The following is a 14,719-nucleotide window of genomic DNA, read 5'->3' as shown; positions in this document are numbered from 1 at the left end:
CCGGACCACGATTGGAACGGGGTCACGATCGGGCCGGTTCGCGACTGGTCCGGGACACGGCGCCGTTGATACGGAATCCGGCGAACCTTCCCGATAAAATGCGCATCCTCATATGCACGGGGTTGTCGCCAGGACCGCTCCGCCGCCTGTCGGGGTACGAGCAGAGGGGGTCTGCACGTGGGCGACGACGCCGAACTGGGCGAGGAATCGGCGCGCAACAGAACGGCCGAGTTCCGCGTGCCGGCGAAGGTCGACCTGACCCGTCCGGACATCGCCGTCCGCCGTCCCGCCAAGCCGCAGGACGAGCCCGGCGACGAGGCCGCCGACGCGTCCGAGGAGGAGGCGTCCGGCGACGAGGCGGGCAGCGAGTCCGGTGACGAGGCCGGCGGCGATCCGGGTGAGAAGCCCTCGGGCCCCACCTGGTACGTCCAGTTCACGCCTCCCTCCGAGGACGAGGAGCCCGAACGGGACGAACCGTCCCCCGCCGCGCCTCCGCCCCCGGAGACCAAGCCCTGGCGTGCCACGTCCTCTTCCGCGCAGGATGAGGAGCCGTCCCAGGAGGAGGACGCCGCCGCCTCTCCTCAGGATGAGGCCCCCGCTGAAGAGCCCCCGGCCGAAGAGCCCCCAGGCGACGACGCGACCCAGGCCACCGCGCCCCAGCCGATCCGGCCGCCCGACACCACCCAGGCGAAACCGCAGGAGCGCCCCGGCGAATCCCGCGCGACGCGCGACCTCCGGGCGCCCCGGCACGGCGCGCCCCCGGCCCCCGGCGCCCCCACGGAGCCCGGCGCCCCCGCCGAGTCCGGGGCGCGCCGGGAGTCCGGCGCACAACACACCCCCGGCGCGCCTCCGCAGCCCGGCGAAGCCCCGCCCTCGGCCGCAACCCCCCGAACCAGCGGCCGTCACGCGGCACGTCCAGCGACCGAGCGCCCCCAGGCCGCGCCTTCCGCACAATCGCAACCGCAGGGACGTCCTGGCGACGTCGACGACTCACGCGGGACCGCAGCACCGCCGACCCCCACGCGACACACCGCACCTCCCGACACGCAACGCCCCCAAGGCCAGGCTTCCGCGCGGCCGCAACCGCAGCAACGTCCCGGCGATGGCCGTGAAGCACGCGGTGACCGGGCACGCCACGCGCAGCCCGAGACCGAACACCCCCAGCCGGCGCCCGCGACGCAGCAGGAAACACCCCGCGACGTCCGCGAGGCGCGAGAGAACCCGGCGCCGCCGAGGCTGACGTGGCAGGCGGCACCCCCCAGCACCGAACGCCCCCAGGGTGCGGCCTCCGCGCCGCCGCAACCGCAGGAACACCCCGGCGACGTCCGCGAAACACGCGGCCGGGGGCGACAGGCGCCGCCCGACGCCGGACGCTCCCAGAGCGCGCCCGCGGGCCCGCAGGAAGCATCCGCCGACGTTCGCGAAGAGCACGGTAGCGCGGCGCCATCCATCCGGTCGCGGCACGCGGCACCCCCCGGCACCGAGCGTCGCCAGGGCCCGGCCCCCCGCACCGGCCCTGCTCCGCGGCGGCCGCAGGAACGTCCCGGCGACGGCCGCGATGTGCGCGGCAACCGGGCGCTGCCCGCTCCGCAACGGCATTCCGCGCCGCCCGAGGCCGAAAGCCCCCACGGCGCGGCAGCACCGGCGCCCCCGCAGGACGCACCCGGCGACGTCCGTGGCAGCGCCCCCTCCTCGGCCGGGCCCACGCGGGTCGAGCGATTGCCGGACCTGTCGCAGGGCGGGCCCTGGGAGGCCTCACTCCCGGCTCCGGCGGCGCGGACGTCCGGGCAGTGGAGCGTGCCTTGGGACGGGACGGCCGCCCCGCCGGGCCAGCCGGGCCCGCCGCTGCCTGCGCCCGGCCCGCCGCTGCCTGCGCCCGCGCCCGCCACGGCCGAGAAGCGCAAGGGCAAGCGGCGCTGGCTCGTCGTCGTCGCGGCCATGCTGGTCCTCGTGGCCGGGGTCGTGGGCGGGCAGTTGCTGCGGCCGCCGCCCGAGCCGACGGTGCGGCTGGCCATCGCTTCGAACCACACCTTCCCCGGACAGGCGCCGACGCTGCCCTGGCCCGCGGCGGGCCAGGCGGTGCTCTACGTGGACGGGCTCGGCACGATGGGCTCGTCGGGCGGAGCGGTGCCGACGCCCACGGCGAGCGTCGCCAAGGTGATGACGGCCTACGTGTACCTGCGGGAACATCCGCTGGAATCCGGTCGGCCCGGGCCGGTGCTGACGGTGTCGCCGCAGGCGGCGGCGCTGATCCCGGCGCGCAAGAGGCGCGGCGAATCGCTGCTCGGCGTCACGGCGAACCAGCGGCTGACGCAGCGCAAGGCCCTGGAGGCCCTGCTCATCATCTCGGCGAACGACGTGGCGCACGAGCTGGCTCGCTGGGACTCCGGCGGCGACCAGCCGTTCGTGGCGAAGATGAACGACGCGGCGAGAACACTGGGCATGACCGGCACCCGCTACACCGACCCGAGCGGCTACGACTCCGGCACCGTCAGCACCGCCGCCGACCAGGTGAAGCTGCTGCGGGCGGCGATGAAGATCCCGGCGTTCACCGAGATCGTGAACAACCGGATGTACGTGCCGGACGGCGGCGGCTCGCCCCGGCAGGGCGGCAACTTCATCCTCGGGCGCAACGGCGTGGTCGGCGGCAAGACCGGATACACCGACGCGGCGGGCGGGAACTTCGTGTTCGCCGCGCACCGCAACGTCGGCGGCACGCAGACCCTGATCGTCGGCGCTGTGATGGGCCAGCGCTCCCCCAGCGCCGCGGACGCCGTCAACGCGGCGGAGGGCATCCTCGTCGCGGCCGAGCAGGCGCTGGTGACGGCGCCGCTGGCACGCGCCGGGGACACGGTCGCCTGGCTCGACGACGGGCTCGGCGGCCGGAAGGCGCTGACCGCCACGTCCCAGGTGAGCGTCGTCGGCTGGCCCGGCCTGACCGTGCCGGTCGGGTTCGACGGCGACCCGCCCGCCGAGCCCGAGCGCGGCACGAAGGCCGGTGTGGTGGAGGCGGGCGCCGCCCGGGTGCCGGTGAAGGTCGGCACGGGACGGGCCCCGTCCGTCATCAAGCGCCTGACCCGCCTCAGCTAGCCGTTTCGGGCTCAGGCGTAGAGGGCTGAGAGGAAGCGGATCAGCAGGGCCTCGCGGGTGGCGGGCGGCAGGGCGTCCAGGATGGCGTTGACCATGGCCATCTCCGGTTCCGCGCCCCCGGCGAGGTCGACGCCGACCGACGCGAGCAGCCCGGCGAACCCGGCGTCGTCGAGGCTGTCGAGATCCAGGCCGGCGAGCGCGTCCACCAGCTCGGACGGGACGTCCGGCGGCCCGGCGGCGCGGGCGGCCTTCACCGCGTCGGCCAGAGCGGCGAGGAGCGCGTCGACGTCGCTGACGCCGGTCAGCGTGAAGTGCAGGTTCGGCGGGATGCCCTGGTAGGACAGCTGCGGCTGGAAGAACCAGCCGCGGGCGCGGGCCTCGTCGGCGACGACGAACACGTCCAGCGCCGGGTCGGACGAGGCGACCGCGACGAGCGGGGCGGCGGGCTCGCCGAGCACCCGCAGGCCCGGGATCCCGGCGACGCCCGCGGCCAGCCGCTCGGCCGCCCCCATCGCGGACTCGGCCAGCTCCCGGTAGCCCCGCGCGCCGACCGCCATGAGCGTCGCCCACGCCGCGCCCAGCGGGCCGGCGCTCTTGCTGCTCTGCACGCCCGCGTTGATGACGGTGTAGCCGGGCCATTCCGCGGACGCGAAGTAGGCGTGCCGGCGGAGCGACTCGTCCGCGAACAGCACGACCGACGCACCCTTGGGCGAATAGCCGTACTTGTGGAGGTCGCAGGAGAGGGACGTCACGCCCGGCACGGACAGGTCGAACGGCGGGACGTCGCGCCCGGCGTCGCGCAGCCAGGGCAGCACCCAGCCGCCGACGCAGGCGTCCACATGGCACGGCACCCCGGCGGAGGCGGCAAGGGCGGCGATCTCCGGGACCGGGTCCATGACGCCCTGCGGGTAGGACGGCGCGGAGGCGACCATCAGCACCGTCCGAGGCGTCAGCGCGGCGGCGGTCGCGGCAGGATCGGCGCGGAACGCGTCGTCCACGGGAACGTGCACGACCTCCAGGCCGAGGTAGTGCGCGGCCTTGTGGAACGCGGGGTGCGCCGTCGTCGGCAGCACGATCTGGGGCCTGCCCTCCACCGGCCGGGCGTCCCGTGCCGCCTTCACCGCCAGCATGATCGACTCGGTCCCGCCGCTGGTGAAGATGCCGGACCCGCCCCCGAGCTTGCCGGCGACGGCCCCGACGATCCGGCGTTCGAGCGCGACGATGCTGGGGAACGCGGTCGGATCCAGGCAGTTGACCTCCAGCATCTCCTGGTAGGCGGTGGCGGCGAGGTCGTGCACCGCCTCACGCCCGGTGTCGTAGACGTAGGCGGTGACCTGGCCGCCGCGCACGGGCAGGTCGGCGTCCCGCAGCCCGGCGAGCTCGGCGAGCAGTTCGGCGGCTGGACGGCCGGTCTCGGGAAGGCGCCCGGATTCGGGGAGGCGGTCAGACGGCATGTTCCGGTGTTTCCTCAACAGGACGGTGGACGGCGGCCCGCCGGCTGTACGCCAGCAGGAGGGGGACGCTGAGCAGCAGCAGCACGGCCGGGACGAGCGTGAACCCGGCGGTCAGCCCGTCGAGCGCCGAGTCCGGCTGGACGACGGGGGTGTCCAGGTCGGAGGACCTGAACGACGAGGCGGCCAGGATCAGCGCGAAGACGCCGGGTCCGAGGGCGAGCGCGCCCGTCTCCGCCGCCGTCCACAGCCCGGTGAAGGCGCCGGACTGCGCGTGCCCCGTCCGCCCGGCGTCGGCGTGGACGGTCTCGGGCATCAGCGACAGCGGCAGCAGCTGGACGGCGGCGTAGCAGACGCCGACCACCGCGCTGAGGGCGAGGACCCCGGCGGTGGAGGTGATCAGCGGGTAGGCCGCCGCCGCGGCCGCGGCGAACACCACCAGCGCCGCCGCGTAGCAGCCGACCTCCCCGTACCTGCGCGCCAGCCACCGCCACAGCGGGACCGCGAACGCGCTCGGCGCCACCATGCAGACGAACATCGCCGAGGTGAGCCCGTAGTCGTCCAGCCGGTACGTCGCGACGTAGGGCGCGCCCGCCAGCATGATCGCGACGGCGAGGGTGTTCCCGACGTGCGCGCCCATCAGCAGGAAGAACGGCCGGTTGCCGCGGGCGGTGCGCAGCGCGGCGAACAGCCCGAGCGGGTGCGGCCCCGGGCGGGAGGGGATCCAGCGGGTGGCCAGCGTGCTGGCCACCATCGCCGCGCCCATGATGAGCCCGATCACGGCCCCCATCAGGGCGTATCCGGCGCGCCCGCCGCCGGCGGAGTCGGTCAGGACGGGCGCGAGCCCGCCCGCGACCAGGATGCCGACCGTCAGGCAGACGACCCGCCACGCCATCGCGCGGCCGCGCTCGGACGGATCGCCCGAGATCTCGGCGGGCAGCGCCACGTACGGCACCTGGAAACACGCGAACGCGCTGGCGGCCAGCAGGAACACGATCCCGGCCCAGCCGGCGGCGAACCCCGGGGAGTCGACCGGGACGGCGAACATCGCGGCGAACAGCAGCGGCAGCGTCAGCGCGCCCAGCAGCAGCAGGCGGGTGCGGCGCCCGGTCCGGACGGCCTCGCGGTCGCTGGCGGCGCCGACGACCGGGTTGAGCAGCACGTCCCACGCCTTGGGGATGACGAGGACGGCCCCGGCGATCGCGGCCGTCACGCCGAGGACGTCGGTGAGGTAGTACAGGAGCAGCAGCCCGGGGACCGAGGAGAAGACGCCCGTACCGACCGAGCCGACGCCGTAGCCGAGGAGCCGCCGCCGGGGCAGGGCGTGCTTCGCCGGGGTCAGGGCGGGGGTCCCCGGAGGCACCGCGGCGGTCATCCGGTGACGTCGGCGCGCATCCGGACCGCCGCGGCGATCGTCCGGCGCATGTGGGCGCGGAACCGGGCCACCGCCTGCGGATCGTCCAGTTTCCGGCGTTTCCCATCCTGGTCGAGGATGCCGCCGGCGCCGAAGCCGTGCGTGCACCACACGACCGTCCACACGAGGTAGTCGAGGTCGGCCTCGTCGCCCACGATGTCGCGGACGGCCTCGCTCGCCAGATCCATCATCGGCCGCACGTACTCGTCGTCCAGATGCGCGACGTCGGCGGCGTCTGCCAGCCACCGGTGCATCCACAGTGCGGGAATCTCGGGCCGCTCCACACAGAGCATGACGTACCGGTCGACGACCTCGAGGAGGCCCTCCTCGTCCGGGGTCATCTCGGCTATCGCCTGTTCCAGCACCTGCCGCTCGGCGTGGTGGGCACGTTCCATGACGACGAGGTACAGGTCGCGCTTGCCGCCGACGTGGTAGGCCACGGTGGCGACGTTGAGCCCGGCCGCCTCGGCGATCATGCGGGTCGACGTCCCGTCGTAGCCCAGGGCCGCGAACAGCCGGGTCGCGGCCTCGATGATCCGCTCTCGCCCGTTTTCGCTGCTGCTCATAAGGACCACGCTAGGTGCTCGAACCGCGCTCGGTCAATCGATTGATTGAGCCTCCGGGGGCGCGGTGAGCCAGACGGTCAGCACCATCTCCAGCTCCAGCCGCAGGCTCGGCTCGTACAGCCGCTCCCCGAACAGCTCCTCCAACTGGTGCAGCCGGTACCGGACGGTTTGTGGGTGAACGTGCAGGCGGCTCGCCACTTCGGTCGCGTTGAACCCGTTCTGCACGCAGGCGAGGAGCGTCTGCATGAGCCGCTCGCGGTGCCTGGGCCGGACGTTCTTCAACGGCGCGAGCCGCAGCTCGGCGACCGCGCGCACCAGCTCCTCGTCCTTGAAGACGACGAGCGCCGGCATGTGCTCGGCACAGCGGATCAGCCGGTCGGACGGCAGGATTCCGCGGCGTGCGAGCGGCAGCGCCTCCCGGGCCCAGCGCAGGGACCTGGCCGCGTCCTCGGTGCGGACCGTGGGGCCGAGCGCGGCGACCCAGTCGCGCAGCGCCGACTCCAGCATCCGGCCGCGTCCCGGGCCCTCCGGGTCGGGGACGAGCAGGCAGGGCTCGCGGCGGTTGACGTCGGCGAGCACCTCGGGCGGCAGGGACGGCGGCGAGAAGGGCCGCCGCCTCCGCTCGTACAGGACGACGGCGGCGACCGTGCGCGGGACGCGCCACTGGGCGAGGCGGGCCAGGTCCGCGACGGCCTGCGGGGCGGCGGGGGGCTCGGCGAGCAGCAGGTCGAGCAGCCGGCGGCGGCGGTGCTCCAGCTCGCCCGCCTCCTGTTCGCGGGCCTTGGTGTAGCCCTCGGTGGCGGCGCGGGCGATCTCGTCCAGGAACTGGAAGATCGCCTCGGCGATGCCCGCGAGGACGCCCCGTGAGATGTTGTAGCGCTCCGACTCCGCGGCGAACCGGCGCCAGGCGACCCGGGCGCCGAGCCGCATCGAGGTCTGCAGGACGTCCAGGCTGCGGCCCTCGCGCGCCTCCGCCCAGCCGATCTCCCGGTAGACGGCGGCGACCGGCTCCCAGGAGCTGCCCGGGTCCATGATGAGGTCGACGAACTGGCGCAGCGCCCCCTCGACGGCGAGCCGGACGAGCCGCGCGTACTCCTCGTCCTGCGGCCGGGAGTACTCGGGGATCCCGGCGAGGATCTCCTCGATCATCTCCTCGGCGAGGGCGTCCAGGTGAGGCCGGAACATGGTGGACAGCTCGCGCGGGATGCCGGCCAAAGGCTTCAGCGGCGAGCGCTCTCCCAGGGTCGTGGTCACCGTTTCGCACCTCCCGCACGGAAGCTACAGACGACCGCCCGGACGGGCTGCAAGACCCGTTACGCATTGCGCTGCGTCACTTATAAGTCAACTGACAAACCCGTCACGCCACGCGGGGACGCCGAGCGGAACGTACGTCCCGCACGGCGACCGGACTTCACGCGCGGCGGGGGCCGGGGGCGGCGAACACGGCCGCGGCGCCGAGGGCGAGGTAGATCAGCCCGGTCGCGTACCGCTGCCGCCGCCGGAACCCGGGGCGGGCCCGCAGCCACGCACCGATCGACCCGGCGGCGACCGCGTACACGATGTCGACGGTCAGCCCGATCAGCGCGGTCGCGGCCCCCATCACCGCGATCTGGAGCGGCACCGCACCCGCGTCCTGGTCGACGAACTGGGGCAGGAACGCGAGGAAGAACAGCACGACCTTCGGGTTGAGGACGTTGACGAGCACGCCGTCCAGGTAGACGCGGTGAAGCGGCCGCGGTTCGAGGTCGAGGTCGTCGGCGTGGTGGCGGTTGCGCAGCGTTCTGTACGCGAGGTAGATGAGGTACGCGGCGCCCGCGTAGCGCAGGAACCCGAACGCGGTCGCGGACGCGGCGACGATCGCGGACAACCCGGCCGCGGCCGCGCCGATGTGGACGAGCGTGCCGGTCTCGACCCCGAGCGCGGACGCGATCCCGGCGCGACGGCCCTCACCGACGCTGCGCGTGGTGATGTAGAGGTGGTTCGGGCCCGGGATGGCGACGAGCGTCAGGGCGGCCAGCAGGAACAGCAGCGGGTTCGTCATGGGAGCACGCTAGGACCGGAATGGTCCGTCCTCCAGATCCAATGCCTGCCCGGCAACATGGACCAAAGCGGGCCTGCCGGGGAGGTTGGCCGGATCAGGTCGGGGTGGGGGCGGCGAAGGCACCGGCCAGCACCAGGCGGCCGGCGGTGCGGACCATCGCGGCGACCTCCTCGGCCGGCTGGCGCAGCGAGGCCAGGCTGATCAGCGCGGAGAGCAGGATGTGGCCGAGGACGATCTCGACGTCGTCCCGCTCGGGCACCGGGTCGCCGATCGCCGTCGAGAGCCGGTCGCGCAGGAACAGGAACAGCACGGTGCGGGCGTCGTCCACGCTGGAGTCGTCCGAGGTCACGGCCTGGATGATCGCCGAGGTCAGGGTCGGCTCCGCCGCCGCGACGTACACGATGCGCTCCAGCAGCGCGGTGAGCCGCTCCTGCGGGGTGTCGCCCACCGCGAGCGCGTCGATGTCGTCGGTGACGCGGTGCGCCCACGTCGCCGCCACCTCCGTGAGCAGGTGGTCCTTGGTGGCGAAGTACCGGTAGACGGTCGCGCGGGCGACGCCGGCGCGGTCGGCCACGTCGTGCATGGTGACGGCCGGGTAGCCGCCTTCCAGCGCGAGTTCGCGGGCGGAGTCGATCAGCCGCTCGCGCCGCGCCTGCTGATCCTTGCTCAGCGTCCGCGTGACGGTGAACCGCGCATCGCCGCTCAATTCGCCCTGCCTTTCCGCATGGCCCGCCTCGCCGTGACCGTCCCCCATTCTTCCGTACATCGGCCGCGAACGCGGCATCTAGGACGTAGGCCTCCCAACCGGCGCCTCCTCGTCCACGATAGACCTACCGCTTGCTTGGGTGAGACGCTAGTCTCACCTTAAGTCTCCCCCTCCCGCCCCGAGGAGCGAGCCCGTGGACATCGACCTGCTCGACGGCGAGATGTACGCCACCGACCCCTGGTCCGTCTACGCGAGACTGCGCGCGGAGGCCCCCGTCTACCACGACGAGGGGAACGGCCTCTGGGGCGTCTCGCGCCACGCCGACGTGTTCGCGATCGAGCGGAACCCCAAGATGTGGACCAACTCGGGCGGCTACCGCCCGCAGCTGCCGGCCGACCCGTCGATGATCGGGCAGGACGACCCCGAGCACGCGCACCGCCGCCGCATGGTCTACCAGCGATTCACCCCGCGCGGCGTCTCCCGCTACGCCGAGCGCATCCGCGCGACCGCCGTCGACTGCATCACCACGGCCCTGGAGGCGGGCACCGTGGACGCCGTCCCGACCCTGGCGGCTCCCCTGCCGGCCCGCGTGATCGGCTGGCTGCTCGGCTTCCCCGAGGACATGTGGCCGCGCCTGGTCCACTGGTCGGCGACGGCCGTGTACGCGGGCGGCGGCCTCCGCTACGTCACCGACGACGCGACGATCGCCGCCGGGGAGTACGCCGTCGCGGTACTGGACATGGCCAAGGACCGCCGCACCTGCCCGACCGACGACCTGCTGTCCGTCTGGTCGAACGCGGGCCCGGACCAGCCCGCCTACGACGACGAGCACCTCGCCCACGAGGCCCTGCTCCTGCTGGTCGGCGGCGCCGAGACGACCCGGACCGTCATCGCCACCGCCCTGGACGCCCTCATCCGCAACCCCGCGGAGTGGCGGAAGCTGCGCGACGACCCGTCCCTCATCCCGGACGCCGTCGAGGAGTTCGTCCGCTGGACGACCCCGATCCTCAACATGTGCCGGGTCGCCGCCACCGACGCCGAGATCGCCGGCGTCACGATCCCGGCGGGCGGCCAGGTCGTGCTGATGTACGGCTCCGCCAACCGCGACGAAACGGTCTTCGAGTCCCCGGACGTCTTCGATGTGACCCGCCGCCCAGGCGACCACATAGCCTTCGGCCTGGGCCCCCACTTCTGCCTGGGCGCGTCTCTCGCCCGCCTGGAACTCCAGATCTTCTTCGAGGAGTTCACAGCCCGCGTGGACACCGCAGAATGGGCCGACGACGAGGGCCCCCGATTCCTCCGCAACGCCTTCGTAAGAGGCGTAACAGAGTTCCCCATAACCCTGACCCCCCGCTAACCCACCCGCGAAGGGGACGAGAGGCTCACAGCGACCCGTTCGGCCACGCTCGATCCAGCGCGCCCAGGTTTATGAGGGCGCTGACGAAGTGCCGAAAAGCGCCGTGGCTGATGATGATCCTGGGGCCATCGGGGTCCTTGCTGTCACGGAACGCCACCACCTGTGAAATCCCCGCGATCTCGACACAGTTGTCACCCTCGGCCGTGCTCCGTGAAGCCCTGCGCCACGCCGCCTCATGCAAGATCATATTTTCCACGAGCTTGTCCTCACGAGCGACAAATGGAGCCTACAGGTTCTTAAGGCTCTCTATGAGATGTTGAAATTCGCTTCGACCGACGCGGACTTCGAGACCCTCCGGGTCCTTGCTGTCGCGGACGGCGACGACCTTGGAAATCAGTGCGACTTCGATACAGGCGTCGCCCTGTTCGCTGCTGCGAGAAGACTTGCGCCACTTCACTTCTGTTACGTCCATCGTTCTTCTATCGCCTTTCTGATGAGAGATCGCGTGTCTCTCACGTTCAACGCCTCCGACTGAAGGATCACGAAGGTCTCATTCGCCGTTGCGATCTCATCTGGGTCGGTGGTCGTCTCACCTCCCCACGCCTTGATCCCATACGCCACCTGCTTGTGATCAGGGCGCGTTGCAATATGAAACGACCCCCAGACGTTCCTAATGTACCGAATGGGAGCGATCTGCAACTGAACCGCCCCGCCCATGGACAACTCACAGAGATATTCCAACTGCTCCTTCATGACGCCCGGCCCTCCAACCTCGCGATAGAGGACCGTCTCGTCCACAATGACGGAGATGATCGGAGGCGGGTTCCTGTGCAGAATCTCCTGCCGTCGCATCCGATTCTTAATTGCGTCCTCATCCCGCAAGAGGACGCGAGCATAGGCCTCCTTCTGCAAAAGGCCGGGGACCAGCCGCTCCTCGTAAGCGCGGACCATGATCGCAGACTGCTCGGCCTTGGGATAGCTGGCGAAGTGCTGGGGGTACTTGTCGGACTTGATCGATTCTAGTAGTTCATCCCAGGCTTCGACGAGGGTCGTGCCGGACTTGAGTGCACGGTCGAGCCGGAGCGCCATATCCCGGCGGCAGCGCGTCCGCCCGGACTCGATCTGTGTGATGTAACTGCGTGTCACGTTCACCAGGTCGGCAAGCCGCTGCTGATTGAGGTCAGCGGCCCTGCGGAGGCGCCTGACCTCCGCGCCGAAACTCAGGAACTCGGGCTTGATCCTGTTCTGCATCGGTACGGAACCTCTCATTGAGGGGGTTACTGATGCGGTAGTTACTGTGAGTGTTCTGGCATTGCTTTGCAGGTACCCGGAAATCGTAGACCGCCCTGTGACTTCATGGTGCTCGTTCGACCACACAGGGTGATAGCTACGGATTCTTTCGTTTTGGCGATTTGGCCCCGTTTGAGATCACCCTCTATCCAAGCTGGAGGGATTCGCCGATGCCAGCGATCATCCTCACGCCCGAGGCCCCGCCGCTCGTCCTGGAACCGTCCGACGAGGCTCCCGCGAAAGCGCGCCGCTACCTCATCGACCGGTTCCGCGAGCTCGGGCACGCCGACGACTTCGTTGGGCGACTTGTGGTTACCGAGTTGGTTACCAACGCCTACAAGCACGTCGGGGTCGGGCACATCGTCGTGCGGATCTTCCCTGACATGCGCGAGCCGCTCACCGTCATCGAGGTGTGGGACGAGAGCAGTGCCCTTCCCGTCGTCCAGGGCGAGTCCGACGACGCCGAGGGCGGGCGCGGTCTGCTGCTGATCGAGCAGCTCGTCCACGACTGGGGTGTCCGGCCGCTCAACGAGGAAGGAAAGATCACATGGGCCCGCTGCGCCCGCTGATCGTCCAGGCGGGAGGGCGCCTGCTGTGGCGGACCCGATCCGGGCGCGCGACGGCGATCCGGCATCTGGAGCTGCTCGCCGCCGCGATCGAGGCCAGGGGCTACCGCTGTGTCAGGCACTACCAGGCCGACGACTTCCCCACCTGGAGGCCGCTGCTGTGGATCCTCGCGTTCAGCCCGGACGACCACGTCCGCCTGACGGTGAGCGCCCGTGCCACACCCGGCAGGACCTGGGCCTACTACGAGGCGGGACGCGGCAGGCGCGGCTACCTCTCCCCTTGCGACGACACGGACCGCGCCGCCGACCATGTGGACAGGCTCCTCAAGCACCGCATGTTCCCGTCCACCTGGTAACCCCTCGCCTCCCGCTAACCGAGCGGCTCGGCGCGGCGGCGGCCTTCAGGTTCGACCAGATGGGGGTGAGCGGTGGTCAGGAGGCGGATGGACCCAGCGCGGCATCCTGGCGCGGGGTTCCGGGGCGGGGTTCCTTGAGTTCGATGAACACGGAATGGGTGGCGGTTTCGCCGACGTTGCGGCCCTGGTGCTCCTGCGCGTCCAGCCAGCGGACCTGACCCGCCTCCAGGTCCACCTGGGCCTCGCGGCCTCCGGCGGAGATCACCCGCTGGAACGAGGACAGGGTCACCATGACGCTGTCCGGATGCGAGTGCAGGTGCGTCGCGTCACCCGGCACGTCCCGGTACTCCAGCACCCGCACCCGCTCGTTCTCCCACAAGACCCGGTACAGCTGCGGGTCGGTGACCACAGGGTCCTCGTTCATGGGACTACAGTACCATGACGGGATGGCAGTACCATATGAGGCGACCGGGCGCGTACGGCAGAAGCAGCGCACCCGCAATGCCCTCGTCGAGGCCGCCCGGTCACTGCTGGAGAGCGGAGACACCCCGACCGTGGAACAGGCGGCCGACGCCTCCGGCATCTCGCGGACCACGGCCTACCGCTACTTCCCGAACCAGAGGCACCTGATCCTGGCCGCGATACCGACCATCGACCGGCCCAGCCTGCTCGAACAGGACGCCCCCGACGACGTCCACGCCCGCCTCGACCTGGTCATCACCGAGCAGACGGAGATCCTGCGCGAATGGGAGCCGCAACTGCGGGCCGCACTGCGGGTCTCGCTGGACCAGGCACCGCAGACCCCGGACGACGACCGTCCGGCGCTACGGCAGGGCAGGGCCATCGCGTGGATCGAAGACGCCCTGGCGCCGCTGGCCGAGACGCATCCGGACATCGACCGCAGACGACTCGCCGTCGCCATTCGCGCCGGCTGCGGTATCGAGGCCTGGGTCTGGATGGTCGACATCGCCGCCCTGCCACGCTCGGAGGCCGCGACCCTCATGCACGAGTCCGCCCAAGCACTACTGACCGCGGCTCTGGCACGAGACAACGAATCTTTCCGGCCACACCCCTGAGCGGGTGGAGCGTCACTGCTCGGCGGAGGGAGGCGGCAGGAGCCTGCCGGACATGCCGCCGCTCACCTGGATCACCTCACCCGTGACGTAGCCAGAGGCGTCATCGGACAGCAGCCATGCCACCACCGACGCGACATCGCCCGCCGACGCGGCCCGGCCCAGCGGCACCGTCGCCAGCGCTCGCTTCAGACGTTGTTCGGCCGCGGCTTCGGCCTGGGCCGAGGGAGGGATCCACGTGGGGGAAACCGCGTTCACCCTTCCGCGTGGAGCGGAGGCGACGATTTCGCGCGCCAAGGTCTGGACGAGGCCGTACGTCACAGCGGATTTGGCGGCGGCGTAGTCGGCAAATCCGTCCTCACCGAAACGGGCGGCCGCCGACCCGACGAAGACGAGCGAGCCGTGACCGACCTCGTGCACGTGTTTCAGGTAGGCGCGGGAAGTGAGGAAAGCGGTGGTCAGGTTCTGGTCCAGGGTCCTGCGCCACCGCTCAAGCGTCATGTCGCGCGTCGGCACGGGCGGCCCCGGCCATCCCCCGGCGTTGGCGACGACACCCGCGAGAGGCCCCGCGCGCTCGACCGCGCGCTCGATCAGCGCGTCGACCTCGGACTCCTCAAGCAGATTCGCCCGAAGGGGGATCCCTCCCGTGTCGTCGGCCAGACCGTGGGCGGCGGTGGCCCCGCTCCGGTAGTGAATGATCGGCACGGCGCCTTCGGCCGCCAGCCTCCGCACGATCGCGGAGCCCAGCAGGCCCGATCCGCCGGTGACCAGGACCGCCTTGCCGCCGAGTCCGAGACGCACGCGTTGCC

Annotated in this window: 16 protein-coding genes; 5 read left to right on the top strand and 11 right to left on the bottom strand. The window is 71.7% G+C overall.

What is annotated here, in order from left to right; all coding sequences use genetic code 11:
* Nucleotides 1–177: 177 nt before the first annotated feature.
* Nucleotides 178–3,090: a hypothetical protein gene (locus FKD65_RS45835; RefSeq protein ID WP_240809686.1), complete on the top strand. Its 2,913-nt coding sequence runs from the start codon at nucleotides 178–180 to the stop codon at nucleotides 3,088–3,090.
* 11 nt (nucleotides 3,091–3,101) lie between these two features.
* Here the strand turns inward: FKD65_RS45835 and FKD65_RS31345 are convergent, their stop codons facing one another.
* The 6 genes from FKD65_RS31345 to FKD65_RS31320 all read right to left on the bottom strand — a co-directional run bounded on the left by FKD65_RS31345 (nucleotide 3,102) and on the right by FKD65_RS31320 (nucleotide 9,268).
* Nucleotides 3,102–4,544 carry an aspartate aminotransferase family protein gene (locus FKD65_RS31345; RefSeq protein WP_141581600.1) on the bottom strand — a complete coding sequence of 481 codons (1,443 nt, stop codon included), beginning with the start codon at nucleotides 4,542–4,544 and terminating at the stop codon, nucleotides 3,102–3,104.
* On the bottom strand, nucleotides 4,534–5,916 hold the full coding sequence (locus FKD65_RS31340) for an MFS transporter (protein WP_141581598.1): 1,383 nt from the start codon (nucleotides 5,914–5,916) through the stop codon (nucleotides 4,534–4,536). The genes FKD65_RS31345 and FKD65_RS31340 overlap by 11 nt, the downstream gene beginning before the upstream one ends.
* The gene (locus FKD65_RS31335; RefSeq protein WP_141581596.1) at nucleotides 5,913–6,521 is read right to left on the bottom strand and encodes a TetR/AcrR family transcriptional regulator; all 609 of its coding nucleotides are present in this window, start codon (nucleotides 6,519–6,521) and stop codon (nucleotides 5,913–5,915) included. Before FKD65_RS31335 ends, FKD65_RS31340 begins: the two co-directional genes overlap by 4 nt.
* A gap of 33 nt (nucleotides 6,522–6,554) precedes the next feature.
* The gene (locus FKD65_RS31330; RefSeq protein WP_205718301.1) at nucleotides 6,555–7,775 is read right to left on the bottom strand and encodes a CdaR family transcriptional regulator; all 1,221 of its coding nucleotides are present in this window, start codon (nucleotides 7,773–7,775) and stop codon (nucleotides 6,555–6,557) included.
* A gap of 157 nt (nucleotides 7,776–7,932) precedes the next feature.
* Nucleotides 7,933–8,562 carry a LysE family translocator gene (locus FKD65_RS31325; RefSeq protein WP_141581594.1) on the bottom strand — a complete coding sequence of 210 codons (630 nt, stop codon included), beginning with the start codon at nucleotides 8,560–8,562 and terminating at the stop codon, nucleotides 7,933–7,935.
* A 94-nt stretch (nucleotides 8,563–8,656) separates the two neighbouring features.
* A complete protein-coding gene (locus tag FKD65_RS31320) occupies nucleotides 8,657–9,268 on the bottom strand; it encodes a TetR/AcrR family transcriptional regulator (RefSeq protein ID WP_141581592.1) in 612 nt (203 codons plus the stop codon).
* Between the two features lie 193 nt (nucleotides 9,269–9,461).
* Between FKD65_RS31320 and FKD65_RS31315 the strand changes: the two genes are divergently transcribed.
* Nucleotides 9,462–10,625: a cytochrome P450 gene (locus tag FKD65_RS31315; protein WP_141581590.1), complete on the top strand. Its 1,164-nt coding sequence runs from the start codon at nucleotides 9,462–9,464 to the stop codon at nucleotides 10,623–10,625.
* Nucleotides 10,626–10,650: 25 nt separating this feature from the next.
* Here the strand turns inward: FKD65_RS31315 and FKD65_RS31310 are convergent, their stop codons facing one another.
* The 3 genes from FKD65_RS31310 to FKD65_RS31300 are packed head-to-tail and all read right to left on the bottom strand — an operon-like array spanning nucleotide 10,651 to nucleotide 11,876.
* Nucleotides 10,651–10,872 (bottom strand): DUF397 domain-containing protein, encoded by a 222-nt coding sequence (locus FKD65_RS31310; RefSeq protein WP_141587192.1) that lies wholly within the window; start codon nucleotides 10,870–10,872, stop codon nucleotides 10,651–10,653.
* Between the two features lie 39 nt (nucleotides 10,873–10,911).
* On the bottom strand, nucleotides 10,912–11,097 hold the full coding sequence (locus FKD65_RS31305; RefSeq protein ID WP_141581588.1) for a DUF397 domain-containing protein: 186 nt from the start codon (nucleotides 11,095–11,097) through the stop codon (nucleotides 10,912–10,914).
* The gene (locus tag FKD65_RS31300; protein ID WP_168221252.1) at nucleotides 11,088–11,876 is read right to left on the bottom strand and encodes a helix-turn-helix transcriptional regulator; all 789 of its coding nucleotides are present in this window, start codon (nucleotides 11,874–11,876) and stop codon (nucleotides 11,088–11,090) included. Before FKD65_RS31300 ends, FKD65_RS31305 begins: the two co-directional genes overlap by 10 nt.
* A gap of 209 nt (nucleotides 11,877–12,085) precedes the next feature.
* Here FKD65_RS31300 and FKD65_RS31295 point away from each other — a divergent pair, with 209 nt between their 5' ends.
* Both FKD65_RS31295 and FKD65_RS31290 read left to right on the top strand, forming a co-directional pair.
* A complete protein-coding gene (locus tag FKD65_RS31295; RefSeq protein ID WP_141581584.1) occupies nucleotides 12,086–12,484 on the top strand; it encodes an ATP-binding protein in 399 nt (132 codons plus the stop codon).
* Nucleotides 12,463–12,837: a hypothetical protein gene (locus FKD65_RS31290; protein WP_141581581.1), complete on the top strand. Its 375-nt coding sequence runs from the start codon at nucleotides 12,463–12,465 to the stop codon at nucleotides 12,835–12,837. The genes FKD65_RS31295 and FKD65_RS31290 overlap by 22 nt, the downstream gene beginning before the upstream one ends.
* A 76-nt stretch (nucleotides 12,838–12,913) precedes the next feature.
* Here the strand turns inward: FKD65_RS31290 and FKD65_RS31285 are convergent, their stop codons facing one another.
* Nucleotides 12,914–13,261, bottom strand: a complete 348-nt coding sequence (locus FKD65_RS31285) for a cytoplasmic protein (protein WP_141581579.1) — start codon at nucleotides 13,259–13,261, stop codon at nucleotides 12,914–12,916.
* Nucleotides 13,262–13,283: 22 nt separating this feature from the next.
* On the opposite strand from FKD65_RS31285, the gene FKD65_RS31280 reads away from it, so the two are divergent.
* A complete protein-coding gene (locus FKD65_RS31280) occupies nucleotides 13,284–13,913 on the top strand; it encodes a TetR/AcrR family transcriptional regulator (RefSeq protein WP_141581577.1) in 630 nt (209 codons plus the stop codon).
* Nucleotides 13,914–13,925: 12 nt separating this feature from the next.
* Here FKD65_RS31280 and FKD65_RS31275 read toward each other — a convergent pair whose 3' ends face one another.
* Nucleotides 13,926–14,711 (bottom strand): SDR family NAD(P)-dependent oxidoreductase, encoded by a 786-nt coding sequence (locus tag FKD65_RS31275; RefSeq protein WP_141581574.1) that lies wholly within the window; start codon nucleotides 14,709–14,711, stop codon nucleotides 13,926–13,928.
* Nucleotides 14,712–14,719 lie beyond the last annotated feature (8 nt).

This window comes from Actinomadura sp. WMMA1423 (genome assembly GCF_006547145.1).
Lineage (GTDB): Bacteria > Actinomycetota > Actinomycetes > Streptosporangiales > Streptosporangiaceae > Spirillospora.
This window is presented reverse-complemented; position numbering and strand designations above follow the sequence as displayed.